24 protein-coding genes and 1 tRNA gene are annotated in these 26,527 nt (G+C 48.8%); 4 read left to right on the top strand and 21 right to left on the bottom strand.

All coding sequences use genetic code 11. The features are described 5' to 3' along the window. Positions 1–5: 5 nt before the first annotated feature. From PAGR_RS04100 to PAGR_RS04050, 10 genes are all read right to left on the bottom strand, one after another. Positions 6–1,109, bottom strand: coding sequence for an ATP-grasp domain-containing protein (locus PAGR_RS04100; protein WP_013027154.1), 1,104 nt, complete (start codon positions 1,107–1,109; stop codon positions 6–8). Next, a complete protein-coding gene (locus PAGR_RS04095; RefSeq protein ID WP_158279691.1) occupies positions 1,106–1,570 on the bottom strand; it encodes a GNAT family N-acetyltransferase in 465 nt (154 codons plus the stop codon). The genes PAGR_RS04100 and PAGR_RS04095 overlap by 4 nt, the downstream gene beginning before the upstream one ends. A 1-nt stretch (position 1,571) precedes the next feature. Then, a complete protein-coding gene (locus PAGR_RS04090; protein ID WP_013027156.1) occupies positions 1,572–2,339 on the bottom strand; it encodes a class I SAM-dependent methyltransferase in 768 nt (255 codons plus the stop codon). Beyond that, positions 2,329–2,862, bottom strand: a complete 534-nt coding sequence (locus tag PAGR_RS04085) for a LeuD/DmdB family oxidoreductase small subunit (protein ID WP_014605076.1) — start codon at positions 2,860–2,862, stop codon at positions 2,329–2,331. Before PAGR_RS04085 ends, PAGR_RS04090 begins: the two co-directional genes overlap by 11 nt. Further along, positions 2,855–4,093 (bottom strand): 3-isopropylmalate dehydratase large subunit, encoded by a 1,239-nt coding sequence (locus PAGR_RS04080; RefSeq protein ID WP_014605075.1) that lies wholly within the window; start codon positions 4,091–4,093, stop codon positions 2,855–2,857. Before PAGR_RS04080 ends, PAGR_RS04085 begins: the two co-directional genes overlap by 8 nt. A 6-nt stretch (positions 4,094–4,099) precedes the next feature. After that, positions 4,100–5,221, bottom strand: coding sequence for a hydroxymethylglutaryl-CoA lyase-like TIM-barrel protein (locus PAGR_RS04075; RefSeq protein ID WP_013027159.1), 1,122 nt, complete (start codon positions 5,219–5,221; stop codon positions 4,100–4,102). Between the two features lie 21 nt (positions 5,222–5,242). Continuing rightward, complete coding sequence (locus tag PAGR_RS04070) at positions 5,243–6,571, bottom strand: LLM class flavin-dependent oxidoreductase (RefSeq protein ID WP_014605074.1); 1,329 nt, start codon at positions 6,569–6,571, stop codon at positions 5,243–5,245. An 11-nt stretch (positions 6,572–6,582) separates the two neighbouring features. Further along, positions 6,583–7,437, bottom strand: coding sequence for a phosphoenolpyruvate mutase (gene aepX, locus PAGR_RS04065; protein ID WP_013027161.1), 855 nt, complete (start codon positions 7,435–7,437; stop codon positions 6,583–6,585). A 2,760-nt stretch (positions 7,438–10,197) separates the two neighbouring features. Next, positions 10,198–10,500, bottom strand: a complete 303-nt coding sequence (locus tag PAGR_RS04055) for a hypothetical protein (RefSeq protein ID WP_014605073.1) — start codon at positions 10,498–10,500, stop codon at positions 10,198–10,200. 291 nt (positions 10,501–10,791) lie between these two features. Next, positions 10,792–10,867 (bottom strand) — tRNA-Phe (locus PAGR_RS04050). A gap of 294 nt (positions 10,868–11,161) precedes the next feature. Between PAGR_RS04050 and PAGR_RS04045 the strand changes: the two genes are divergently transcribed. The 4 genes from PAGR_RS04045 to PAGR_RS04030 are packed head-to-tail and all read left to right on the top strand — an operon-like array spanning position 11,162 to position 14,078. Further along, positions 11,162–12,391: a SpoIIE family protein phosphatase gene (locus PAGR_RS04045; RefSeq protein WP_014605072.1), complete on the top strand. Its 1,230-nt coding sequence runs from the start codon at positions 11,162–11,164 to the stop codon at positions 12,389–12,391. Positions 12,392–12,407: 16 nt separating this feature from the next. Then, on the top strand, positions 12,408–12,974 hold the full coding sequence (locus PAGR_RS04040) for a SiaB family protein kinase (protein WP_014605071.1): 567 nt from the start codon (positions 12,408–12,410) through the stop codon (positions 12,972–12,974). Positions 12,975–12,984: 10 nt separating this feature from the next. Beyond that, the gene (locus PAGR_RS04035; RefSeq protein WP_202799412.1) at positions 12,985–13,371 is read left to right on the top strand and encodes a DUF1987 domain-containing protein; all 387 of its coding nucleotides are present in this window, start codon (positions 12,985–12,987) and stop codon (positions 13,369–13,371) included. Continuing rightward, on the top strand, positions 13,368–14,078 hold the full coding sequence (locus PAGR_RS04030) for a GGDEF domain-containing protein (RefSeq protein WP_013027166.1): 711 nt from the start codon (positions 13,368–13,370) through the stop codon (positions 14,076–14,078). The genes PAGR_RS04035 and PAGR_RS04030 overlap by 4 nt, the downstream gene beginning before the upstream one ends. On the opposite strand, the gene mrdA2 is transcribed toward PAGR_RS04030, so the two are convergent. The 11 genes from mrdA2 to PAGR_RS03980 form a co-directional block, all read right to left on the bottom strand. Continuing rightward, a complete protein-coding gene (mrdA2, locus tag PAGR_RS04025; protein ID WP_014605069.1) occupies positions 14,075–15,958 on the bottom strand; it encodes a peptidoglycan DD-transpeptidase MrdA2 in 1,884 nt (627 codons plus the stop codon). The two genes, PAGR_RS04030 and mrdA2, sit on opposite strands and share 4 nt — an antisense overlap. Positions 15,959–16,175: 217 nt before the next feature. After that, on the bottom strand, positions 16,176–16,889 hold the full coding sequence (gene deoD / locus PAGR_RS04020) for a purine-nucleoside phosphorylase (RefSeq protein ID WP_014594584.1): 714 nt from the start codon (positions 16,887–16,889) through the stop codon (positions 16,176–16,178). 33 nt (positions 16,890–16,922) lie between these two features. Next, positions 16,923–18,146, bottom strand: a complete 1,224-nt coding sequence (gene deoB, locus PAGR_RS04015; RefSeq protein ID WP_014605068.1) for a phosphopentomutase — start codon at positions 18,144–18,146, stop codon at positions 16,923–16,925. Between the two features lie 94 nt (positions 18,147–18,240). After that, complete coding sequence (gene deoA / locus PAGR_RS04010) at positions 18,241–19,569, bottom strand: thymidine phosphorylase (RefSeq protein WP_014605067.1); 1,329 nt, start codon at positions 19,567–19,569, stop codon at positions 18,241–18,243. Positions 19,570–19,628: 59 nt separating this feature from the next. After that, on the bottom strand, positions 19,629–20,408 hold the full coding sequence (deoC, locus tag PAGR_RS04005) for a deoxyribose-phosphate aldolase (RefSeq protein WP_014605066.1): 780 nt from the start codon (positions 20,406–20,408) through the stop codon (positions 19,629–19,631). Between the two features lie 229 nt (positions 20,409–20,637). After that, entirely contained in the window at positions 20,638–21,411 is a 774-nt protein-coding gene (locus PAGR_RS04000) for a metal-dependent hydrolase (RefSeq protein ID WP_014605065.1), read from the bottom strand. Next, positions 21,408–22,457 carry a patatin-like phospholipase family protein gene (locus PAGR_RS03995; protein ID WP_014605064.1) on the bottom strand — a complete coding sequence of 350 codons (1,050 nt, stop codon included), beginning with the start codon at positions 22,455–22,457 and terminating at the stop codon, positions 21,408–21,410. The genes PAGR_RS04000 and PAGR_RS03995 overlap by 4 nt, the downstream gene beginning before the upstream one ends. Before the next feature lie 239 nt (positions 22,458–22,696). After that, on the bottom strand, positions 22,697–22,858 hold the full coding sequence (locus PAGR_RS22935) for a DUF1328 domain-containing protein (RefSeq protein WP_003848537.1): 162 nt from the start codon (positions 22,856–22,858) through the stop codon (positions 22,697–22,699). 99 nt (positions 22,859–22,957) lie between these two features. Continuing rightward, positions 22,958–23,572, bottom strand: a complete 615-nt coding sequence (osmY, locus tag PAGR_RS03990; RefSeq protein ID WP_014605063.1) for a molecular chaperone OsmY — start codon at positions 23,570–23,572, stop codon at positions 22,958–22,960. Between the two features lie 255 nt (positions 23,573–23,827). After that, positions 23,828–25,414, bottom strand: a complete 1,587-nt coding sequence (gene prfC / locus PAGR_RS03985; RefSeq protein WP_014594591.1) for a peptide chain release factor 3 — start codon at positions 25,412–25,414, stop codon at positions 23,828–23,830. A gap of 345 nt (positions 25,415–25,759) precedes the next feature. Further along, complete coding sequence (locus PAGR_RS03980) at positions 25,760–26,359, bottom strand: pentapeptide repeat-containing protein (RefSeq protein ID WP_014605062.1); 600 nt, start codon at positions 26,357–26,359, stop codon at positions 25,760–25,762. Between the last annotated feature and the right edge of the window lie 168 nt (positions 26,360–26,527).

The following is a 26,527-nucleotide window of genomic DNA, read 5'->3' as shown; positions in this document are numbered from 1 at the left end:
GAATCTTACTCTTGTCTGTCAGAAATATCATGCAAAAAATTCCTTATTTCTTCTAAGGATGATGAAGAAACATAAATCATATGATTAAAAGACGTTGAACTGGGAACTGCGGGTTTAGCAGCATTCTCACGCAAATTTACATATTTATCCACGGATACTTTTGACGTACTTCTGATATCATCGACCGGGAAAGAAGAACATATCCCAATAGCAGCACAATATTTATCGGACTTATGATTTAGGGGTAAAATAAATTCTTTATCAATCTGAGAATAAATAAATGCCTCCCAGAAATCGACGCCTCTATACATATAATACATATCGGTCACACCCGCTCCGGGAGGGCGGATACCAAACTCACCGAGTATAAATCCATCCTGAGTATGATACATTTCAATATGAAAAACGCCATTAGTCATTTCAAAATGACTTTGCAAATTCGTGGCAAGTATTAAGGCATCTTCATGAAGCCGTGTGCCATCGGGTAAGTTGATACTGGCTCTGTTTTTACTTTTTGCCTCGAGTATAGGCCTGTCGTAAATTGACAGTGTTGAAAAGAGGATATTACCGTCTTTGATTATACAATCAAGATGATATTCATCTCTCATTAAAACCTTTTCTTCAATTAACATCAATTTGTTATTTTCATTAAGATATTGGTTTAAGTCTTCCTGTGTGACTGTTTCGACATGTTTTGCAGAACTACCTGTAAGAGGTTTTACGATGTAATCTTTCTGGGATGACAGTAAAAGATTCTCTGAATTGATGATCTCACCTGATAGCCAGAACTTTGGACAGGATAAAAAACCTGAGCAAAAATTACGCATCAGGAATTTATTGGTTGCAATTGTACTTTTATAATATTTTTCACCATAAAGTGAATAACGATTACGCAATAACCCAGCCAAAGCGATAAAATCCTCAGAACTGGCTATAACATAACTGAATGATTTTTTATGCATTAAATCATCTGAAAGATTAATGATATAATCTATACTTTCGTTATCCAGTGTTCCTCTGTCAATAATAATAAATTCTATCTCATTGAGCCCTTTGATGACTCTTTCCATATTACTTTTCAACCCAATAACCAATGCTTTTTTATTCATGGCTTTTCACCGTTTAATTTTAAAATAAATACACTATGCATATTTGTCTGGTATTTATGATAAAAGTAAAATCCTTTACTTTCAAAATAGCGTCGGTTATAGCTTAGCGAATCTCGCAAAACGATCTTCATAAAATCCTTTCTTTTTTCATACGCTATTTTCTTCAGTTTATGAAATAATTCATTCCCTACTCCCATTTTTCTGAATGGTGGTGTGACGCAGAGAAAATGGAAGTCCAGATAAATATCATAAAGTTCATATCTCACTGCCCCCACAATGTCTGACTTGTATTTCGCGACTAGCCACTTCGAGGATTCCTGAGCAATGATATTTTCAGTAAACTGCAAAGCGGTAGGTGAGAAATTCAGTGTATAAGGTTCGTAAACTTTTTCTAAAGCCTTTCTTAACAGCTTCGCATCTTCATACGAAGCTTGTTCAATGCTGATGTCCTGAATCGTCATGCTATGAATCATCACGCTTCTTAGCTATAAATAACTCACTTATATAATCTATGCTAATTTTTCCACCAACTGAGTGTTCGTCAATCAAGATTTCAATCTCCTTCCAGAATCCATTACGATCGTTCTCAATAGCTCTTTGTACCTGGGTTGAGGAAGAAATGAATCCAAAAAAATCTTCTGAAATCATTTCCATAGTCCACCCTGTGACGACTTTCTTAAAGTTAGCAATAGGCAATTTAAAAACATTGGTGATTTCATTTTCATAGTCATAGTCGCGATAATGTCTGCTGTAACCTGGACTAAATTTCTCTAGCAAACCTTCATATTTGTTAAGCATTTCATTATTTCTGTAATCTCGATTGTTTTGCAAAACTGCAAAAACCCCGCCCTTATTTAAAGATTTTATCGAAACTTCTAATGTTTTAGCTCTATCCATCCATTGGAAGGACTGTGCCGCCATAATGACGTCAATACGGCTTTTATCAGAAAGAATATCTTCCGCTTTTCCTTTAACCCAAGTCGTACCAGGCAGTTTTTCCCTTCCTTTTTTTATCATATCTTCAGAAATATCTATCGCCGTGAAATCATAGTGTTTTCCAGTGACACGTGTCATACCTTCAATAGCAATACCTGTGCCTGCGCCAATATCGTATATATTTTTGGCAGACGGCTGCATCCAGTCATGGATTTCCTTGAAAAGGATTGCAGGATAACGGGGACGATATTTATCATAGTTATCAGCCAAACCATCAAACTTTTCACTTTTCATTGCTATAACCTCTTAAAATATCACCTTTTTTTTCCATAATTTTATTTATGGTGTAGGGTATTATGCCACCTGCACTGACAATTGCCGTCATCTGCGAGCTGGGAGGGAAAAAATTTATTTGATTATTTTCTGTATAAATTACCCCTCCAGTCAGTTCTATTTTAATTTCACTTAAATCTGCAAGTTCACTCGTATCGACCTCAATCGCATGTAAACCCAAATTCCAAGAGTTCCTAAAAAAAATCCTCCCGAAAGAAGGGGAAAATACATATTTAACACCACATGCCAACAGAGTTGTTACTGCCTGCTCCCGCGAACTCCCTATACCGAATATTTGATCACATACAAGCACATCATTGATACTGAGCGTTTCCCTAAATCCGGGAAAACGGCTCTCAAAAAGATGCGGTGCCAGCTGGGCCGGCTCGGTATACATATGTTTATAGCGCGCAGGTATAATATCGTCGGTCGAGATGTTCCCTTCCACGCGTCTGACGCGATAATTTTCAGCAGTTTTACTCATATGCGGACTCTCCCTCAAAATGTGGAACAGTGCCGTTCAATGCAACCATCGCTGCAGTTCGTGGAGAACATAAAAAGATGTCTGCCTCAGCATTCCCCATTCTTCCCTTAAAATTGCGGTTCATCGTACTTAATACTTTCTCCCCATCCGCAGGAATGGTTCCTTGGGTACCCACACAAGCTCCACAACCCGGTGGGGTGACAATAATGCCCGAGCGGATAAGCGTATCGATATATCCCGCCTGGAGAGCTTTTAGATAAACACTTTTCGATCCTGGCGTCAGAAGGCAGTGAATATCGGGATGTATTGTTTTACCAGCAACAATTTCGGCCACCTCTTTGATATCTTCAAGTCTGCTGTTAGTACAGCTTCCAATGAAAATATAATCAAATTTCAGACCCTCAAAGTCATTTGCAGGTTTAGCATACAAAGGACTGTGAGGTGGTGCGATATGGGGCATTAATTCTGATACAGAAAAATTGATGACACTGTCTGCCACTGAGGCATCCGCCTTCAATAGCCCCTCAGGCCTGCCTTGCCCATCTGGCATAAATATGCATTTGGCTCCTAACTCAACAGCCATACTTGCAAAACTTGCAGCTTCGTCAAGCGTTAGCTCTTCTGCCCATTCCCCTGAAACTTCGATCGATTTATAAAGAAATGGTGTTTGTCCGTACTTATTTAAAAGTGCCAACATGACATCTTTTGCCCGCACATCTTTTCCCGTTTTACCCTTAATACACAAATGGACTGTTTGAGGGACTTTCAACCACGTTTGTCCTGTTAACATAGCAACCAGAATATCCGAAGCCCCCATTCCCAGCGCTAAAGACTGTACGGCCCCCCCTGTACAAGTATGGGAATCTGCGCCCAGCACTATATTGCCGGGTTTAAATATTTTACTCTCCAGGGCAATGACGTGACTAATTCCCTCCCCTCGTGAATAGATGTTTATTCCAAGTTTTTTTGCAAATTCCATGGCCTCGTTGACACGTTTAGCCATGGTTTTATCAGGTACCAGAACTGAATGGTCGAAGAAGAACCCGATTTTATCGGGTTTTAGCACCTCAGACAGATGATAATCCTGAAACAGTTTTGCCACGGTCGGTGAATTTCCATCCTGAACATAGACGTAGTCAACATCTACCGTGATCAGTTCACCTGCTGAAACCTGACCTCTGCCACTGTGTGACGCAATGATCTGGTTAACAATCGGCTGATTACTTTTCATACCTGTTTACCCCGCGGTATACAGATCAACTAATACATGTGGAGGGATCCCACCGGGGTGGCGCACGGCATGACTTCTCACGCGTTCTAAACAGCGATCAAGAGCCTTATCGTCGGCAGCTTTCACGCCTGATTCTTCGAGAAAATGTTTGATAATGGCGCGACCGGAATGTTTACCCACGACCAGACGTCGTTCTCCTCCCACCGTAGCTGGGTCGAAGGGTTCAAAAGTACTGCTGTCTTTGAGCATACCATTTGCGTGAATGCCCGATTCATGTGCAAAAACGTTATCGCCTACGATCGGCTGCCATGGACTGATTTTTTGATGGCTGTACCTGGCGACCGTTTCACTCAACGCGATTAATTTTGTTAAATCGAGCCCTAAATCAACCCCGTGGAAAAAGTGCAATGCCATAGCAACTTGTGCCAGGTCTGGCATTCCAGCCCTTTCACCAATGCCATTGACGCAGACATGAAAGTAGCGTGCTCCTGCTTCAATGCCTGCCAGCGTGTTAGCAACTGCAAAACCAAAATCATTGTGGCAATGGCACTGCAAATCGATGTTGACGTTCTTATTTAACAAAGAGACTTTTTCTTTGTATTGTGCAGGAGAAAGAATACCAATCGTGTCAGAGAGGCGAAGACGATCGGCTCCAGCCTCAGCAACTACCTGTGCATACTCCTGTAAGAATCCAATATCTGTTCGGCCTATATCTTCTGCGCTGATAGAAACAAACATCCCTTTGTCTTTGGCAAACTTAACTAAATCTGAAGCCGTCTTTACAAGCCAGGACTTATCTTTCTTAACGCTTTTCTCTAAATGGATAGCTGAAGTCGGTAGCCCGATATGCACCGCTTTGAATCCAAGTGAGATACTGTACTCAATGTCTTCAAGCACGCCTCGGTTCCACGCGATGATGTTAATTTCATTTTTTCTCTCTAACATTTCCGACAGAGCCTTTACTTCATCACCCTTCATCGCAGGTATTCCGGCTTCGATCCATTTAACGCCCATATTTGCAAGTAGATAAAAAATTTCTACTTTTTGCTCTGGTGTAAATGCAACACCTGGCGCCTGCTCACCATCACGTAAAGTGGTATCTTCAAGAATCAGATTTTTATTAAGCATTTTATATTTCCTCGCAATACATTATTGATTAAACAATTTATTAGTAGGTCTTTTAAGCCCCAGTTTTTCTCTTAATGTTCCAGTAGAATATGATTTTTTATACCATCCTCTTGCCTGAATAAGTGGAATGACATGATCGAAAAGATTAATAAGAGATTCAGGCATGAGAGGAGGCATAATGTTGAAACCATCACATGCTTCATTTTCAACCCACTTAATCATCTCATCTGCTAAATCTTGATAGGAACCTGTAAATGTATAATGTCCTCTTGAAATGATTATTTTTTCATAAAGTTGCTTGATAGATAGTTTTTCTTTTCGAGCTAAATCGATAATAATTTTTTGTCTACTCTGATTACCATTAGATTTCGGTAAATCTGGTAATGGTCCTTCAGGATCATTGTTTTTTAAATCAACCCCACCCAGTAAATCTGATAACATACTTAAGCCAAATGATTGAGGGATCAGTGCGTTGAGATCATTAAGCTTTTTACGGGCTTTAGATTCGTCACTTGCAATATAAAAGCTTAATCCGGGAAGAATAAGAAGTTCACTCTTTGACCTTCCGTATTTTTCCATTCGCCCTTTAAGATCATCATAGAATTTTTTTGCATCTTCAATATTGTTTTGTGCAGTAAAAACAATATCTGCTGTTTTTGCAGCTAACTCTTTTCCTTCCTCAGAGGAACCCGCCTGGACGATGACGGGATAGCCCTGAGGAGGGCGAGCTATGTTTAATGGGCCTTTTACATTAAAATATTCACCCTCAAAATTTATTTCCCGGTATTTATCCTTAACGAAGAATTGTCCACTGGTTTTATTCCTTACTAAAGCATTGTCTTCCCAGCTGTCCCACAAACCACTGATAACCTGCCATGCTTCCCAGGCCATATCATAACGCTTTGAATGTTCTGGATGAGCGGCAAGGCCAAAGTTTTTAGCCGCATCCGACTTTGAGGATGTCACCAGATTCCACCCTGCCCTTCCTTTGCTAATGTAATCCAGCGAAGCAAATTCCCTCGCAATGTTGTAAGGGTGTTTGTACGTCGTTGAAGCCGTCGCAACCAGCCCAATATTTTGTGTTTGAGATGCTAAATACGATAATAATGATAATGGCTCCAGTACAGATACCCTGCTGCCATAACCGTCCATATTGTCCTGAAATACAGAAGGCGTATCTGCAAGAAAAAGTAAATCAGCTAATCCTTTCTCACATACTCTTGCAAGATTGGCATACGTATCAATATCAAGCGCTGCCGCTGCATTTACGCCACTTTCGCGCCATGAAGCAGGATGATGTCCTGTTCCATACGATATATAGGCACCTATTATCATCTCTTTTTTTTTCATGGTCATTCTCTTTAAGGAATCAGTGAAATAATTTCCTTTACACTCATGCAAGATTTTTCTATCTCTGCCGTCCTGCCATATCTCAATATTTCTTTTGAAACATTTTCCATTGCTTTATAAGCAGCCCTGAGCATATGGTTTGCATAAATGATCACGTTAAAACCCGCTTCACTGAGTTCTCTGTTGCTGGTTGCAGAATAAGTAGTAGGAACACAAATTAATGGTACTGATGGATATTTTTTCCGAAATTTCGTACTGAATAAGAAAACCTCATCCGGAGTCTTCTTACAACTATGAATCATAATTCCGTCTGCCCCGGCTTCGACGTATGCGTCGGCACGTTCGAGTGCATGTTCTACGTCGAACCCTGCAATAAGACTTTCAAGTCTGGCTATGATCATAAAATCATCAATATAAACTGCAGATTTTCCTCTTTTAATCTTCTCTGAAAAATCATTAATATCTGCGAGAGTCTGTTCTACTTCAGTGCCGAACAAAGAATTTTTCTTTAATCCTGTTTTATCTTCGATGATGACGCCATTTACACCGTTGTTAATCATTCTTTTTACGTAATAACTAAAATGTTCTGGTTTTCCCCCCGTATCAGCATCCATGATGATGGGCATGTCTGTCACATTTCGGATATCAGCAATATTTTCTAACCTGCTGCTTAATGCCAGTGTTTCGTTATCGGGAATACCGCGAGATGCTGAGTCCGTTAACGAGCTTGACCATATACCGTCAAATTTGACAATACGGCCTTCTGAATTAGTTTGTTCTGCTTTAGACGCAATTAATGCGGAGAGCGGATTATGGGCCTCAATAAAAATCAGAGTACCCTTTTCTGCAATAAGTTTTTTGATCATATAAACACCTTTGATGCGTAAAGATGAGAAATTAAGACGCTCTTATAGAGTGCCTGCCTAAACGCTTTACATTTCCGTGGTGATAAAATGATCAATAAAAAATTTTTGAAAAAAGTCGTTCGTTTATTCAATACGCCTTTAAATTCTGGCTATCTGGTTTGGAGTATTTCGACACTGAAAATGCTTCAACATTAGTAATGTTAAACACTAACCGTGATTTATCACTGCCGTCACGCTTATGTCTGTGAACTATCTTATAGCTATCGCCCGACAATCTTATCAACTTAATTTATATTTCAATTTGTTAATCAAAGTGTAATCTTTTGTCAATTTTGCAAAAAAACCCTTAAAACCAACACTTTACATTGTTAAACTTTAATTAAAATTAAATTTAATGGCGGCAATTCGATATTAAACATTAGAAAAGAGCAATCTTTTACACTTAGGATAGTCACCACAAAAAACATGTAACAGATGAAACTTATTCATGTTTTTAACTCTATGTATTTTCTGATGTAACTTTTAGTACGAAACAATTTGTTTCTTTTGTTAATAAACTTTGTTTTAATTTGTTTATACTCAAGCGTTCTCCGTGTGCCGCCACTTCCAAGTAAATGAGATTTATCTTATATCCGAGGTTAATTATCTTATCTCAAGCTCCACGATAATGACTTTTGGAAAATTGCTTAAGGCGGGGGATAAATTGATCTTACACGCCTCACTTTGACTGTTACTGAATCCCCTGTTTTCATCTTGGGTGATAAGATCCGCATTTTGGGACAGATAACGTTGGTGGCATTATTCGTTCATGGCATAACCGTTGAAAGCAGCCGAGTGAGTACGATCCTTCCATTCAGTACCGTGATATGTTTCCGGGTTTTTTCTTCGCTCAGCATAAATTCCCTTTCTGACGTTCTTCTTTATAGGTGTTGGGGCCGATATATAATAAATGGCCTGCCAGTTAGGTTTATCTCCCCAAGACTTAATCACCAGTATGTCTCTCTGAATATAAAGTTCATACAGCGGTCACTCAGCCTGGACCAGATTGCGCTCCGCACGCTTTACAGAACGCTCTCGACGTTCTACGGTTTGTATGTCCGTATCTCTCTCTGAATCCAGTAAGTTGATTTTACTATGCAAATTCTTCATAAACACTCCAGAGGCTTACCGGGCATAGTAAATTAGGTCGCGTTAATAAAGGGCTCAACGTAATGAATGTGTGCATGCTCTTCGCAGCACACATTCATAGTCAGCATTCTCCTTCATGGTTCTGAAGCACCGTACAATCCGGTGCCAGCTGACAGCTCTACTCCTCTTCAATGCGTGTCCCCGTATGAATCTGACTGAAAAGACGCTTCGTCCAGGCATCAGTGACTAGCTTAAGATCGGATGTGATATACATCGATTTAATAAAGCTCCTTTCCTTGTGGCGGAGCTACCAGCTATATCAGACGTGCGGCTAACCTCAATCGTCAGCCTGTTATTTCCCGCCCAGTTTCTGGACATGCAGTAATAGTTGCCGGGCTCTGCTGACCAGATGGTGCCCTCTAAAACGGCCGAGGCTGAGCAGTCTGTATTCTTTTGGCCGCTGTTATGCGCGGCCGCTACACCCGCGTCATAGACGAAGCCAAACTTTTCCTTCAGATGCACCACCGTATTGATCGGTACGAAAAGTGGGCCGTAAGCATCGTCGACCTGAAGATGCCACGCGGGTTCCCCCATGGCATCGTTAAATGCTTCAGTCCATAACGCGATATTTCGATCGTTCAAATCGAATACATGTCTGTAATCAGTGTGGACATCCCTTTTATGAATTAACATTCGAAATTATTTTTTCGGTTAAGAAGTTATTTTCAACAGCATTTCCGGCCATCTGGTGCGTAACATGCAATGCCACTGCCGGGAGAAAATTTCCAATTGCATCAGGGCAGGGCGCGGGCAGAATCTCTCAAAGGGACGCCTTTTAGCAGGTTGCGATTAAGTCAGCCCCACACCTTCAGGTAGCCCCTGAGTCTGACCCCAGGTAAGATGCAACCACAACTCGATTTCCCTCCGCTAACGAAACTCGAACACCTTCGACCAGTACTCTCTCACGCGCTGATGTATGAGCTCGACGGTAGGCTGCCAGAGGGGACAGATGAAAGGTGATGCATTTTCTGCGGCTCAGCATACAGAGCTTCTTGAGCAGCGGAGGAGTCCGTCAGTCAAATGATCTGAGCAGAAACAGCGTGGAGGCGGTAAACCGCCAATTAAGCGTGAATGAAGGTAATATGATGGACATTTCGTAAGACTTTGACGAGTCAGTTTCAGCCCTGGCACAATTAAAATTATTTTTGTGCTTTATCTTGTTTCCTACGTAACAAGAGGCTTAGCTTCACTAATCGGTTTTTTCATCAATATAAGAAACAGGAAAAACAGGTATAGAACGCACGCACCTCAATAAGCTAACCAAATCTTTCTGGATTAATATTATTATCAGTTTTTTATTGCTTTTAATTTTTCATCGGGTTCATTATTTTAGCTATATGATTAGCCCGTCCTTTGCACAAATAGATAACCCCCTTACCAAATCAAACCACTCCTCAAAATTAACATATAAGCTATAAAAAACAGTGTAGTGATACTCAGATAGCTTAAATAAATATGTATTTTACATGGACTAACAATTAAAAATTGAAATATATTTCAATAAATTAGTCAGCTTAGCAATAGCCTGCTCATTAACTGTAAAACTTCCTTATGCTTTTTGAGCAATTTACACTATTTCTTAGCGTCGTATGCCCGTCTTTTCTCGATCATTCTTATATAGAAATCATGAAACTCTTTATATTGCCTTTCTCTGATTTCTTTAGGAAGCATTTCACGAGATTTTGACCAGGCATCCAGTTCTGGCTTGCATTTTATGTATGCGTCGTCGACGTTTTTTTTTGGTGGAATTTTTGTGCTTATGAAAGGAATCGTATTGTCATTGAGGCATTCCACTTCGGGTGTCATAAAACCGGGAGTGTATGAGAATGCCAACGCAGGATATAAGATGCCTAAAAATAATGTACGTTTCATCATACAGCTTCCTGTTGCTGTTTGACCTGTTTGGTTATCTAGGGAATAATTCGCTTCTGCGGTATCTCATCAGCTCGCACACGGCGAAGCTGCATGTTGTGCAAGGCAATGACGAAAATGCGCCTCTGTGCCATCCCCGCCCATAGGCTTTCAGCATCACATAGTGAAAATGCCGACCATCGAAACCGTAAACCAGAACATTACGATCGCGTAAATCAACCTTACCCCAACAACATCACAGCGTTAAAGCCCCCAAACGCAAAAACCCCCGCCGAAGCGAGGGTTTCAAATTTGTGGTGCCCGAACCCGGAATCGAACCAGGGACACGGGGATTTTCAATCCCCTGCTCTACCGACTGAGCTATTCGGGCAACGGGGCGCATTAAACCTTAAGCAGGCCCCAGCGTCAAACGCTTTTCACAAAAATGAAATCAACTGACGGGTTTTCCATCAACAGGAAGGGGAACGGGCGAAAATTTAACAATCCGCCCAATCAACCGCCGGATTTTCGCGCTGCAGAACGCCCTCTGGCAGGCTATTTTTCGCTGCAATTTTGCTTTAACTGCGATTTATCGGCCCTCTTTTTACCAACCGTTTTTTTGCCATAAATCCGTCATCTGCGCTCATTACTCTAAGATTATTCCTGGACAATCAAGAGCCGCATCATGCAGTTACCCGCCTCTGTGAATACTGTGGTTTCCGCCTCAAGCCGTTATGACGCGCGGGTGTTATGCATTGAGGTCCCTTTTGTCAGTCCGGAAACAGATAACCGTGCCGTCATGGCACTCTTTGCCGAACACAAAGATCTGATCGGGTTGCCCGTAGTGGAAAACGGCAAGCCGTTCGGCATGATCAACCGCCACATCTTTTTGTCGCAGATGGCGCGCCCTTTCTTTCCCGAACTCTATGACCGCAAGAGCTGCATTGCCTTTATGGATAAGTTCCCGCTGGTGATTGACGTGGAAAATACGCTGGAAAGCGTTGCGCAGCAGGTCGTGGCCAACGGGGATAAGTCCGTCGCCGATGGGTTTATCCTGACGGAGAACGGGCACTATATCGGCATTGGCTTGGGGATCGATCTGATTCGCCGCGTCTCCGATTTACAGGCGCGCCAGCATCAGCAAATTTTACAAAGCATTGATTACGCGCGGGTCATTCAGGACGCGATGCTGGATCGTTCCAACCAGCTGATTGCCTCCCTGCTCGACGACTGGTGTTTGTACTGGCAGCCCCGAGACGGCGTGGGCGGCGATTACTACGCTTTTCACCGCCATGACAATGGCTGGCTGGCGGTCATCGCCGACTGCACGGGCCACGGAATTCCAGGCGCTTTTATGACGGTGATTTTGCAGTCTGCGCTGGAAAACGCGCTGCGCGAGGTCGATCTGCAGGCACCTGCCAGCATCCTGCATGCCCTTAATCACCATATTAAACAAACCCTGGGCCAGTTGAACGCCTCCCAGCAAACCTCACTCTCTAACGATGGCTGCGATGCCATCGTGATGTCAGTTGATACCGGGCTGCATCAGCTGCGCTGGGCCAGCGCCCGAACCCAGGCATTTATGCTCAGCAACATCAGCAATGAAATTATCTCGCTCAGTCAGGATCGCGTCGGCGTCGGCTATACCGATACGCCGGAAGACTATCACTGGCCTGAACAGAGCCTGGCGTTTAATTCGGGCGACATGCTGTTTGTCCTCACGGATGGCGTCACCGATCAACCAGGTGGCGAACGGAATATCATGTTTGGCAATAAGCGTATTCAGTCTCTGCTGTTGCGCTATCAGCATTTGCCTATGGCGGAGTTATCGCTGGCGTTTCAGCAAGACTATTTAAGCTGGCAAGGTAATCAGGCGCGACGCGATGACGTCACCTGGTTTGGCTTTCGCTATTGACTGCACCGGGAAGAAAATGAAAAACGAGTCACTACGGGGTCTGCCCTTTAATACCGAATCGCAGTCCGGCCTTATTGCATTGCAGTATACCGGCTTTTTTTCACCGCAGAACATCACGGCGATGGGCGAAGTGGTCAAGCTGTTTCTGGAGAATCACGAGCGGTCACAAAAAGTCAGGCGGCGGCTGTTCTCCAGCTTTGTCGAGATTGCGCAAAACATTCTGCGTTACTCGCAGGACAGCCGGGCGCTGAGCCACAACGATCAGCTGTATCGCTTTGGTTCATTGAGCCTGCGTTACGATGATGGCCGCTACTATCTGGAAAGCGCAAACCTGGTCGGCAGCGACGCCACTCATCAACTGCGCGGGGATCTGGATTCGCTGCGGGTGATGAATGCGGATGAAATTAAACAAGCTTACCGAAACCGGTTACGCGCTGAGAGTCCGGTCTGGAGCAAAGGCGCCAATATCGGCTTGCTTACCCTGGCGCGCGACGTCAGTGAACCGCTGGAGTATTGTTTCCAGCCACTGGAGGCCAGCGAGCTCTCTGCCTTTTGGCTTAAGGCCACTATCTGCCATGACTGAAGAAGCCCCTATGCAAATCATTCAACTTACCGCCACTGAATGTACGCCCGCCGTAGAGTTTGACTTTGTGGCCCACCGATTCTCCCTGCGGGGAGAATCCTGGCCAGAGAATGCCGCCGCCTTTTACCGTCCGCTGCAAAGCGCGCTGGAAAGCTGGCAGCCTCATGCCAGCCAAGCGGCAGAGGTGAATATCGACCTGAGCTATTTCAACAGCTCAAGCACCAAGATGCTGTTTGGGCTGTTTGATCAGTTCAACAGGCTCGCGCAGAGCGGCTGCACGATCGTACTGAACTGGTTTTACGATGCCGAAGATGACGTGTCAGAAGAGTTTGGCGAAGAGCTGTCTCTGGATTTCACCGCGTTAACCGTGAAGCTGCATGCGGAACAGCGCCAATGACGCACCTCAATGAGCTGTTTCTGGAAGAAACCCAGGCACTCAATCAGGCCAGCCATGTCGCGGCGCAGCATAGCCTGCAGGCTGAAGAGTATCGGCAGGCGCTGCTACAGCTCAACGGGCACTACCAGCGGCTGATGCGTGAAACCTATCGGTTAATCTCACGCAGCGATCGGGCAGAGCGTGAGCTGAACCGGGTAAATGAGCAACTGAACGAGCTGGCAACGGAACTGGAGTACAAAGCCACGCACGATCCCCTGACGGATGTCTGGAACCGCAGCGCCATTATTCAACGCATCAGCGATACGCTGGACCAGGCGCCGGCGGCCCTAATCATTCTTGATATCGACTTCTTTAAACGCATCAATGATGAATACGGTCATCCCGTCGGGGATAAGGTGATTTGCGAACTGGTACAACGTATTCAGCGTAATACGCCTGCCATCGCCAGCATCGGTCGAATCGGCGGTGAAGAGTTCACCATCATGCTGCCCAATACCTGGCTGGGCGATGCGGTTATCGTCGCCGGAGCCATTCTCGCCTCGCTGAACGCTTCGCCGTTAAATGCGCTGCCAGAGCGGCTGGTCACGGCCAGCCTCGGCGTCAGCTGGGGCGCAGCAGGCACCCGGTTCGAAACGCTTTACACCCAGGCAGATGCCGCGCTGTACGATGCCAAAAAGCACGGGCGTAACCGGGTATTCTTCCGCTAGCCTGCCTGATGCTGTGCCACCTCAACGGGCGGCGGGGTGGTCGGCGGCAGGAAGATATGGTCAAGCAGCTTGCGCATCACCGGCGCGGCAACCACGCCTTCACTTCCGCCGTTTTCCAGAATCAACGCCACCGCAACTTTGGGGGCGCTGAAGGGCGCGAAGGCGGTATAAAACGTATGATCGCGCAGCCGTACCGGAATCATTTTGGCGTTGTAGGTCTGGTTTTCTTTCAGGCTGAACACCTGAGATGTCCCACTTTTCGCTGCAATGCCGTAAGGCGCGGTATGGAAATATTTATAGCCCGTCCCGTTCGGTGCGTTGGCCATGCCAAACATAGCGTGGCGCACTAATGACCAGTAGGGAGAATTCGGATCGCCAATCTGCGCCTGTGGCAGCTTAGGCTGATAGAGCTGAACCCGGGTGCCGAGCTGGGATTTTTCCAGTAAGTGCGGCGTAATCACCCGTCCATTATTAATCAAGGTTACCAGCGCCTTCACCATCTGAATCGGGGTCGCAATCCAGTAGCCCTGACCGATCCCCACCGACACCGTGTCCCCCTGATACCAGGGTTTTTTATGGACTTTCATTTTCCAGTCGCGGCTGGGTAGCAGGCCGCTGTACTCTTCGTTCAGGTCGATGCCTGTGGAGCGGCCGTAACCAAATTTGCTGAGCATGGTGTGAATGCGATCGATGCCCATCATAAAGGCCACCTGATAGAAGAAGGTATCTGCAGACTCTTCGATCGCTTTGGTGACATCGAGCGTGCCGTGGCCGCTTTTTTTCCAGTCACGGTAGCGACGGTCGGTGCCCGGCAGCGTCCATGTTGGGCCGCCAAAAAAGGTGGTTTGCGGCGTAATCACATGGGTTAACAGGGCAGACATCGCCATATAGGGTTTGACGGTGGAGGCCGGGGGATACAGGCCCTGGGTGACACGGTTAATCAGCGGCAGGTTTTTATCCTGCAGCAGCGTCTTGTAGGCTTTATAGCTGATGCCCTTCACAAAAGGGTTGGGATCGTAGCTGGGGCTGGAAACCATCGCCAGCACGGATCCGTCATGGGGATCTTCCACCAGCAATGCGGCACGCTGTCCGGCCAGCAGGCTTTCCGCATACTGTTGCAGATGCAGGTCCAGCGTCAGGGTGATGTTCTTGCCTGCTACCGGCGGCACTTCTTTCAGCACCCGGACAATGCGGCCATGGTTATCCACTTCCACTTCCTGATAGCCAGGCTTACCGTGCAGCAGGGATTCGTAATAGCCTTCAATCCCCTGCTTACCGATGTTGTGGTCAGCCGCGTAGTTTTCAGCAATGCCTTCGGCATTCAGCCGCTTATAGTCGTTATCATTGATTTTAGAGACGTAGCCGACAACATGCGCCAGATCGGCCCCATAGGGATATTCCCTGTCCTGATAGGTATCAATGCTGACGCCGGTAAACCGGAACTGGTTGACTGAAAAGCGCGCCACCTCTTCGTCGGTAAGTTCCTCTTTGAGGATAACCGGTTTGTAGCGGCTGTTCTGCCGGAGATCGTGCTGAAAACGCGCAATGTCGTCCGGTGTCAAATCGATAAGCGGCGTGAGCTGGCGCAGCACGTCCTTCATATCGTCCACTTTATACGGGGTGATAGTGATGTCGTACCAGGTCACATTGCGCACCAGCGGAATCCCGTTACGGTCGAAAATCAGCCCGCGCGTGGGCGCGATAGGGATCATTTTGATATCGTTTTGGTTTGAGCGCGTCTGGTAATAGCTGTGATCGCGTACCTGCAGGCGATACAGGTTTAAACCCAGGATGGTGAAGCAGATGCAGACCAGCACAAATGCCATGGCGGCACGGCGTACAAACAACTTCTCTTCAGCGTCGAAATTTCGAAAATTCATCAGGCAGGTATTTTCAGTCTGGCATGTTGTTATTTATTGTTCGGCTTCATGATAGTGGCATAAGCGGTCCTTGCCAGTAGCAAGATGCACAAGCCTGATGAAAAGTGTGTCATTTGATGAGAATGTTGCGAAATGAGCGGGAAGCGTAAATCTTCTGACGCGCTCACCCGGCAACGTCGCGCTGCCGGGTGAGCAAGAGCATCGATGAGCGTGGAGATTAATCGCCCAGCAGCACAGATTCCAGCGCAATCTTAATCATGTCATTAAAGGTTGTCTGGCGCTCTGCGGCAGTCGTCTGCTCATGGGTACGGATATGATCGGACACGGTGCAGATCGTCAGCGCTTTCGCCCCAAATTCAGCAGCCACGCCGTAAATGCCGGCGGCTTCCATTTCCACACCGAGAATGCCGTACTTCTCCATTACGTCAAACATCTGCGGATCGGGCGTGTAGAACAGGTCGGCAGAGAAGATATTCCCTACGCGCGCGTCAACACCCAGATTTTTGGCCGCATCGACAGCGTTGCGCACCATATCGAAATCCGCAATCGCGGCAAAATCGTGATCCTTGAAACGCATACGATTCACTTTGGAATCGGTCGATGCGCCCATGCCGATCACGATATCACGCAGTTTCACGTCGGGACGCACGGCACCACAGGAACCCACGCGGATGATTTTCTTCACGCCGAACTCGGTGATCAGCTCTTTGGCGTAAATGGAGCAGGAGGGAATGCCCATGCCGTGGCCCATGACGGAGATTTTGCGGCCTTTATAAGTGCCGGTATAGCCCAGCATGCCGCGCACGTTGTTCACCTCAACGGCATCTTCCAGAAAGGTTTCTGCAATGTGCTTCGCACGCAGCGGATCGCCCGGCATCAGTACGACGTCTGCGAAATCACCCATTTCTGCATTAATGTGAGGAGTTGCCATAATTCTCTATCCTTTTTAAAAATTTCGCTGTTTTTACAGCATGTTCTTGCCGTAGTCCATGGGGGACAGGTCAAAATAGTGCGCGATCGTCTGGCCGATATCGGCAAAGGTGTCGCGATAGCCCAGCGACCCCGGCTCAACCTTCGGTCCGTAAATCAGGATCGGAATATGCTCGCGTGTGTGTTCCGTGCCTTCCCAGGTCGGGTCACAGCCGTGGTCGGCGGTGAGGATCAAAATATCATCCTCTTTGACCAGTTCCATGAGCTCCGGCAAACGGCGGTCAAACAGCTCCAGGCCTCCCGCATAACCCGCAACGTCGCGGCGATGGCCCCAGGTGGAATCGAAGTCGACAAAGTTGGTGAACACAATCGCCTGATCCGGCGCAGTTTTCATTTCCTGAATGGTCGCATCAAACAGCGCGTCCAGACCGGTGGCTTTCACTTTTTTAGTGATGCCCTGCTCAGCATAGATATCGGCAATTTTACCAACCGAAATCACATGACCGCCCTTCTCGTCCACCAGCTTCTTCAGCATGGTCGGCGATGGCGGCTCAACGGCCAGATCGTGACGGTTGCCGGTGCGCTCGAAGCTGCCTGCTTTGTCGCCCACAAACGGCCGGGCAATCACGCGACCAATGTTGTAGCCGCCTTCGGTCAGCTCTTCGCGCGCAATTTCACAAAGTTCATACAACCGCTCCAGCCCGAAGGTTTCTTCGTGGCAGGCGATCTGGAATACGGAGTCCGCCGAGGTGTAGAAAATCGGCTTGCCAGAGTGCATGTGCTCTTCGCCCAACTGGTCGAGGATTACCGTACCGGATGAGTGGCAGTTGCCGAGATAGCCGGGTAAACCGGCGCGTTCCACCAGCTTGTCCAGCAGCGCCTGCGGGAAGCTGTTCTGCTTATCGCTGAAGTATCCCCAGTCAAACAGAACAGGCACGCCGGCGATTTCCCAGTGGCCTGACGGCGTATCTTTGCCCGATGAAAGCTCACTGGCGTAAGCATAGGCGCCCGTGATCTTCGCCTCAGGATCCAGCCCCGCAGGAAAACGACCAGTAGACAGCTCAGCCGCTTTGCCCAGGCCCAGCGCGGTCAGATTAGGTAAGTGCAGCGGCCCTTTACGGCCCTTATCCGCCTGACCGTTAAAGCAGGCTTCTGCGATATGACCTAACGTATCTGAACCTGCATCACCGAATTTATCGGCATCTTTGCTAGCGCCGATTCCAAACGAATCCAGCACCATAATAAAAGCACGTTTCATGCCAGTCTCCTGCGCCAAAAGCGCGCGACAAGTCAAAAAAAAGCGATCAGATCAGTATACCTGAATCCGGGACGGTATAAAGGGGTTCCCTGCGTCAGCCTGCCTCAGTGACGCGGCGATACACGACAGGCGTGGCTGCCGGGGCGCGTTCACCCAAGGTAATCGCGGCTTTTACGGCGGCAGCGGCCTGTTGCCAGTGCGCTTCACTGCTGGCATGGATGACCGCCAGCGGACGTGAAGCATCCACCTGCTCGCCCAGGGTGATCATGTCGCTCAGGCCCACGCTGTAATCGATGGCATCACTGGCGCGCTGGCGTCCACCGCCCATCGCCACCACCGCCATGCCCAGCGCGCGGGTATCCATATGGGTAACACAGCCTGCCCGGTCGGCAAAAACCGCTTTGCTCATCGTTGGCGCAGGTAAATAGCTGTCGTAGCGCTCAACAAAATCGGTCGGGCCCTTCTGCGCCGCCACCATGCGGGCAAACACCTCTGCGGCCTTGCCGTTATCCAGCACAGTCATGAGTTTTTCGCGTGCCTCAGCCTCATTTTCCGCCAGTTTGCCGGAGATCAGCATTTCGCTGCACAGCGCCAAAGTGACTTCCAGCAGGCGCGGGTTACGCTGCGCACCGGTCAGGAAGCGCACTGCTTCGCGCACTTCCAGCGCGTTACCGGCCGTGGAGGCCAGCACCTGGTTCATATCCGTTAACAGCGCCGTGGTGCGACAGCCCGCGCCGTTGGCGACGCCAACAATGGCCTGCGCCAGATTTTCAGAGGCTTCATACGTGGGCATAAATGCCCCGGAGCCGACTTTGACATCCATCACCAGCGCATCCAGCCCTTCGGCCAGCTTTTTCGCCAGAATCGAGGCGGTGATCAGCGGAATCGAATCCACGGTGGCCGTGATGTCGCGCGTGGCGTAAAAGCGTTTGTCCGCCGGAGCCAGGGAGTTGGTTTGGCCAATAATTGCCACGCCAACCTGCTTTATGGTCTGGCGAAAGTGGTCATCACTGGGGAAAATGTCAAACCCGGGAATCGCTTCCAGCTTGTCCAGGGTGCCGCCGGTGTGCCCCAGCCCGCGACCTGAGATCATCGGGATATAGCCGCCACAGGCGGCCACCATCGGCCCCAGCATCAACGAGGTGACATCGCCGACGCCGCCGGTGGAGTGCTTATCGACCACCGGCCCGTTCAGATTCAGGGATTTCCAGTTCAGCACGGTGCCTGAGTCACGCATCGCCATCGTCAGGGCAACCCGCTCCGGCAGCGACATATCGTGAAAATAAATGGTCATTGCCAGCGCGGCAATTTGTCCTTCCGAAACGCTGTTATCACGCACGCCGTTAATGAAGAAACGAATCTCGTCTTCACTCAGCGCGTGGCCGTCACGTTTTTTTCGAATGATTTCTTGTGCAAGGTACAAAGTCGCCCCCTTACGTCAGGGAAAGAGGAGAAAAGGCGGCAAGATGCCGCCCGGAGATATCAGTAGCCTGACTGACGGGTATCGCTGCTGTGTCCAAGGGTGTTCAGCAGGTTTGCCAGCAGGCTGGAAGCGCCAAAACGGAAGTGGCGAGCGTCAGCCCAGTCGGCACCCAGCGTATCTTCAGCCAGTTGCAGATAGATGGCGGCATCTTCAGCGGTACGCACGCCGCCAGCCGGTTTAAAGCCAACCTGCGCTTTCACACCTTTATCGCGGATCACGCTCATCATGATCTGCGCCACTTCGGGCGTTGCATTCACGGGCACTTTACCGGTTGAGGTTTTGATAAAGTCCGCTCCGGCATCAATGGCAATTTCAGAGGCCTGACGGATCAGCGCTTCCTGCTTCAGCTCACCGGTTTCAATAATCACTTTCAGCAGTACATCCGCTTCCGCACAGGCTGTTTTGCAGGCTTTAACCAGATCAAAGCCCACCTGAGTATTGCCAGCCATCAGCGCGCGATAAGGGAAAACTACGTCCACTTCGTCAGCACCGTAGGCGATAGCGGCACGGGTTTCAGCCAGTGCGATCTCGATGTCGTCATTGCCGTGGGGGAAGTTGGTGACGGTGGCAATACGCACGTCCGGCGTGCCCTGCTCACGCAGCGTTTTGCGAGCAATGGGAATAAAACGCGGATAAATGCAGATGGCGGCGGTATTGCCCACCGGGGATTTCGCCTGGTGACACAGTGCGATCACTTTCTCATCGGTGTCATCTTCATTCAGGGTGGTTAAATCCATCAGTTTCAGCGCGCGCAGAGCCTGCTGTTTGATATCAGTCATAACAATCTCCAGGACAAGGGGTGAGTTTTTATCCACCCGTATGTGATAATAATAACAATTCGGAGCCGGTGAATATGTGCCATTCGTCACATCGAAATATGAAACAACTGCAATATTTCAGATAAAAGTTGATTCAGTCACGAAATCAGGCAAAGTGGAGCCCGTATAAGCCCGCGACGGGAATGTTATTATTATAACATTTTGTGAGAAGAAGGGTAAACGGGCGACATCAGGAAAGGCGAAAAAGTCTGTGGCTGTTGTGCCATAGCGCATCGGCAATGACCTCTGGCGCTTCTTCACGCAGCTCACACAGCACCTGCCACACCTGAAAAGCGCGCTCTGGTCGGTTGGGCTGGCCCTGAAAACCGTTCAGCGGCATATCGGGGGCATCCGTTTCCAGCAACAAGGATGAAAGCGGTAACTGTGCGATGGTCTGTCGGGTTTTACTGGCGCGCGGATAGGTAATGGTGCCGCCCACGCCAATCGCATAGCCAAGTTTGATAAAAGCCTGGGCCTGCTGCAGGCTACCGGCAAAACCATGAACCACGCCACGGCGCGAGAGATCGTGACGGCGCAGATGCAGCGCCAGCTGATCGTGCGTTCGACGCGAGTGCAGGATCACCGGCAGATCGTAACGTTTAGCCAGCTTCAGCTGCGCATCCAGAAAATGTTTCTGCTTGTCGAACTGCGGCTCGTCCCGATAAAGATCCAGGCCGATCTCACCTAACGCTACCAGCTTAGCGGGCGACTTTATCAACAGGGCTTCCAGCTCGCGAAGATGCGATTCCTGATGATGTTCAATAACAATCGGGTGCAGCCCCAGCGCAGCATAAAGGGCGGGATGGGCGTGAGCCAACTGGCAGACCGTTGCAAAGCGTCCCGCGTCTACCGATGGCACGATAATTTTTTCAACGCCGGACTGGGCGGCCCGGGCAAGACTTTCCTCCGCCTGTCCGACGAAGGGCGGAAAATCAAAGTGGCAATGGGTATCCACAAACCTCATGCCAGCGAGCCTTCATTCCAGGCGTCGTCATTGCCCGCCAGCGGCGTAACGATCGCCCCACTGTTGGGTTCATTCGCCACCGGCGCGGCAGGCGTAACGATATCCAGCCCCGTTTGCGGCTCGGCATCGCTCAGCCACTGGCCCAGCGTGGCCATAAAATAGCGGCCACAGCGGCGTCCCAGGTGGTAATCCTGGTTAAGCGAGGCGATCCGGCTGCCTAACGCGTTACTGGCCAGCACGCGCGGTGGGAAAATTTCAATGATGCGTAAATCCCCTGGCGGTGACTCGATAAACTGCTGCGTTTCCCGATAGGTCTGCTCATGATGATGCAGGATAGTGAGCATCGGCTGCAGCGCACCGCCGCTGAACCAGCGTTCCATACGCGTTATCCAGCGTGGAGTATCGAACATCTGAGAGGGCACGGTACGGATCACCACGATCGTATCTGCGCCACGTTTGGCCGCCTCACGCACGGGAATGGCATCACTGACGCCACCGTCCAGATAGCTGATGCCTTCCAGATCCACCCCCAGGCGATAAAAGCCCGGAATGGCGCTGGATGCCTTAATGATTTCCAGCCAGTTATCACTGGTGGGCGCAAAATAACTGGGCGCATAGTCATCACTGCGGCAGGCACACATATAGAATTCGCGCCCGCTGGAAAACAGGGTTTCGGCACTGCTCATCGCCAGGGGGAATTCGCTTCGGGTGATGTCGATTAACCAGTCGAGATCGATAAGATTGCCGCCGCGTAAGAAACGCAGCGGATCGAAAAACTGCTTGCTGGTCGTATAGCGGGTGATCACCCGGCGCGCGTAGCCCGGCTGCGCGCAGACAAAGGCAGACAGATTCTGTGCCCCGGCAGACGTGCCAAGCAAAAGCTGGAAAGGGTTGAATTTAGCCCGCTGAAACTCATCTAATACGCCGGCGGTGAAGATGCCGCGTTGACCGCCACCCTCGCACACTAAGGCGATTTTCCTGGCTTTAAAAGGTGTGAGAGCAAGGGGTTCAATCGCCCCAAGCGTCACGGGAATACGTATACCCAATGTACCGACCTCAGATTGGGTTCCCGATAGGCAAATGTAGGGAATGCAGGGATTAGAATTGTGAAAGGATACTAGCACGGAGAACCAGCTACGTTGTCCATAAATTGTGCTATTGGCGTTGCGCCGTTTAACACATCGTTGCGAATATGAAGCATCCTTTGCCTCACAATAACATTCGCACAAATAACTGGTCTCCGTTTGATGCTGACTACGCCAGCATCAAACAGTCTGGGTCATCGCTATAGCTTTTTACGGCCAGTGAACAAGCTGATGAGGAACAGAATAATACCCACCACGAATACGACTTTAGCTGCCCAGGCTGCGGTACCGGCAAGGCCACCAAAACCTAATGCAGCAGCGATCAGTGCGATCACCAGAAAAATAATGCCCCAACGAAACATAAGCCTCTCCTTAACCATTTTAATATTGAACTGCTTGTTTCATCCCACGATGGGTATTTTTATCAGTGCGGCTTCCAAAAGAAGCCGCACCGGGTCGTGTTAAGACTTGACCTTCAGGTCATTTTTAACACTTTTTACGCCTTCGATAGCTTTAGCGATGCTTTCGGCACGGTCAGACTGTGCCTGATTCGCCACTTCACCTGAAAGCTGAACCACACCGTCGGTGGTTTCCACTTTCACGTTACGTGAAGGAACCATGTCATCTGCTAATAGCTTAGCTTTAATTTCGCTGGTTGTGGCAGCGTCACCGGCATAACCTTTCATTGACTGTTTTTTCGCGTCTTTCACGTGCAGCTTGTCGCTGACTGATTTAACGCCTTCAACTTTTTTCACCACGGCCACGGCTTTCTCAGCCTGGTCTTGTGAGGTCACAAAGCCGCTCAGGGTAACAACGCCCTGATGGGTTTTGACAGAAATGTCGGTGCTTTTGATGGAGTCGTCATCAACCAGGGCCGCTTTTGCTTTAGCCGTCACGGCGCTGTCATCCATAAAGCCGCCCACTTTCTTCATTGAGCTGTCAATTTTTGCACCAGCGCTGTCAGCCGTTTGTGAGGCTTTCTGAGACGCGGATTCCTCTGCAAATGCGCTTCCGCTCAGCAGAGCAGTACCGATCATCGCAGCCATCAATGTTTTAGTAATCTTAGTTGTGTGCATCGATATCATCCTTCTATCTGTTAACTCGCCCAAAACTGTGGGCGCAAGAGCAGCAAACAGTGCTGCTGCGGCACTGGACGCGGGGAGAATAAGTCTCTTAAACCGTCCGATGAAGTAATCATAGTCGGGATTTAGAGTTTTGCTCGGGTAACTGGTTGATCGTGCGTCAAAAGAGAGGAAAAGGCGCGTTTTAGGAGGGTTCTGTATCCGTTGAAACAGGGCCATTCCGTGCTGGAATGACCCTGAAAGCACGAATTAGTGCTCGCGGGTTTTACGGAATGTCACATCAGGATAGCGTTCCTGAGTAATATTCAGATTCACCATGGTGGGAGCGATATAGGTCAGGTTATCACCGCCATCCAGCGCGAGGTTCACCTCATTTTTACGCTGGAAATCTTCGAACTTTTTGGCATCGCTGCACTCGACCCAACGTGCCGTAGAAACGTTAATCGCCTCATAGATGGCTTCAACGTTGTATTCGCTTTTCAGACGCGCGACGACCACGTCAAACTGCAGGACACCAACAGCTCCCACAATCAGGTCGTTATTGTGAACCGGACGGAACACCTGAACCGCGCCCTCTTCCGACAGCTGGACCAGCCCTTTCAGCAGTTGCTTTTGCTTCAGCGGATCGCGCAGGCGAATACGGCGGAACAGTTCTGGCGCAAAGTTCGGAATACCGGTGAACTTCATGTTCTCACCCTGGGTAAAGGTGTCGCCGATCTGAATCGTGCCGTGGTTGTGCAAGCCGATGATATCGCCCGGATAGGCTTCTTCTACGTGCGAACGGTCGCCCGCCATAAAGGTTAACGCATCAGAAATCACGACGTCTTTGCCAGTGCGCACCTGGCGCAGCTTCATGCCTTTTTCATAACGGCCTGATACCACGCGCATAAACGCCACGCGGTCACGGTGCTTGGGATCCATGTTAGCCTGAATCTTGAACACGAAACCGGTAAATTTCTCTTCTTTTGCCTCAACCTGGCGGGTATCGGTCTGGCGCGGCATGGGGCGCGGCGCCCACTCCACCAGGCCATCCAGCATATGATCAACGCCAAAGTTACCCAGCGCAGTACCAAAGAACACCGGAGAGAGCTGACCGCTAAGGAAAGCCTCTTTTTCGAATTCGTGCGAGGCGCCCTGCACCAGCTCCAGCTCTTCACGAAGCTGTGCGGCCAGCTCTTCGCCGACGGCCGCGTCGAGGTCTGGGTTGTTCAGGCCTTTAACGATGCGCACTTCCTGGATGGTGTGCCCTTTACCGGTCTGATAGAGATAAGTTTCATCGTTATAAAGGTGATAAACCCCTTTAAACAACTTACCGCAGCCTATTGGCCAGGTGATGGGCGCACAGGCGATTTTTAACTCGCTTTCCACTTCATCCAGCAGTTCCATCGGATCGCGGATGTCACGGTCGAGTTTGTTCATAAAGGTCAGGATCGGCGTATCGCGCAGGCGCGTCACTTCCATCAGCTTACGGGTACGATCTTCAACGCCTTTCGCTGCGTCGATCACCATCAGGCAGCAGTCAACGGCGGTCAGCGTACGATAGGTATCTTCAGAGAAGTCTTCGTGCCCCGGCGTATCCAGCAGGTTTACCAGGCTGTCACGATAGGGAAACTGCATAACTGACGTCGTGATTGAAATACCACGCTGCTTTTCCATCTCCATCCAGTCAGACTTCGCATGCTGGTTGGAGCCGCGGCCTTTTACCGTACCGGCGGTCTGGATCGCCTGTCCGAACAGCAGGACTTTTTCGGTAATTGTGGTTTTACCGGCATCCGGGTGCGAGATAATCGCGAAGGTGCGGCGGCGTGCCACCTCTTCTAAAAAGGGATTAGACATGAGTGAATTCTTCTCAACGTAGCCACGCGCTAACAGGCGCGGCAGATAAATCACGGTGGCCGGCAGAACCTTACCGGCGGATAAACGGTGCCAAATGCGACTTTATGTCGTCGCGGGGTGAGCGCAAAGTTACATTGGCGTGCTTCCGGTTACCTGGTCAACTTTAAGGCGGCATAGCATACAATATTTTGTGCTATTGGCCTACAGCGTACGGAAGAGAAAGTGGCGTCAGTCAGAAACGGCAGGCCGCCGCACCGGTAGCGCGTCAGGGTGGCCAGGCGTTACCCCGAACGAAACCTGCCCCATAAAGCGTATTCGCGGGGGCTGCTACTCCTCAGGCCTCGACTAATCGACGAGTTCGATGCCCAGACTTTCCAGCAAACAAACCGCTTCCAGGCGAGAAAATTTGGCTTTATCGACCGTGTTATGGAAGATATTGATGGCGTAATTCCAGGATTCTGTGAGATCTGCGCCACGTAGCACGGTGTGATTGAATAAACTGCCCGTCAGGTCCGATTCGGTGAGCGTTGCGCCGGTTAAATCGCACTCCCTGAAATCCACCTCTGTCAGTTTGCATGCCTCCATTTTTAAGCCCTGCAACCGCAGCCCAAAAAAAGAGCCGCTGGCCAGAATACATTTCTGAAAATGCAGTTCGTGATCCAGATAAAAATCGGGCCAGTAGGCTGTCGTCCAGTCAATGCCGGTCAGCTTGCACTCATTGAAGTGAACGCCAAAGAAGCGGCTATTGGATGGGTTCAGCAGGCTCATATTGCAGTGATTAAACACACAGTTGATGAACTTGCAGGCCGAAAACACCGCAGAGGTAAAGTTGGCGTTATTGAATTCGCAGTCTTCAAAATGCGTTTCAGCGATCGTCAGACCGGTGAAATCTTCTTTTGAAAACTGGACGTCGTAAAATTCAGCATGGCTTTTGACAGATTGCATATTCACCCTGAGGGTTAACGGTGGCATTTCACGAAAAGTTTATGCGATTTCTTCGCGATGAACCCGCATAAGATTCACCTTCACGCCTTGCCTCACAAATCTCTGGTCAGGCATTTCTTGCGCATGCGCTGCAGCCAGTTCATCGCCGGGTCACCCTTGCCTTCCTGC

The organism is Pantoea ananatis PA13, from assembly GCF_000233595.1.
GTDB classification, from domain to species: Bacteria; Pseudomonadota; Gammaproteobacteria; order Enterobacterales; family Enterobacteriaceae; genus Pantoea; species Pantoea ananatis.
The sequence above is the reverse complement of the archived record's forward strand: the minus strand, read 5'-3'. Positions and strand labels throughout refer to the sequence as shown.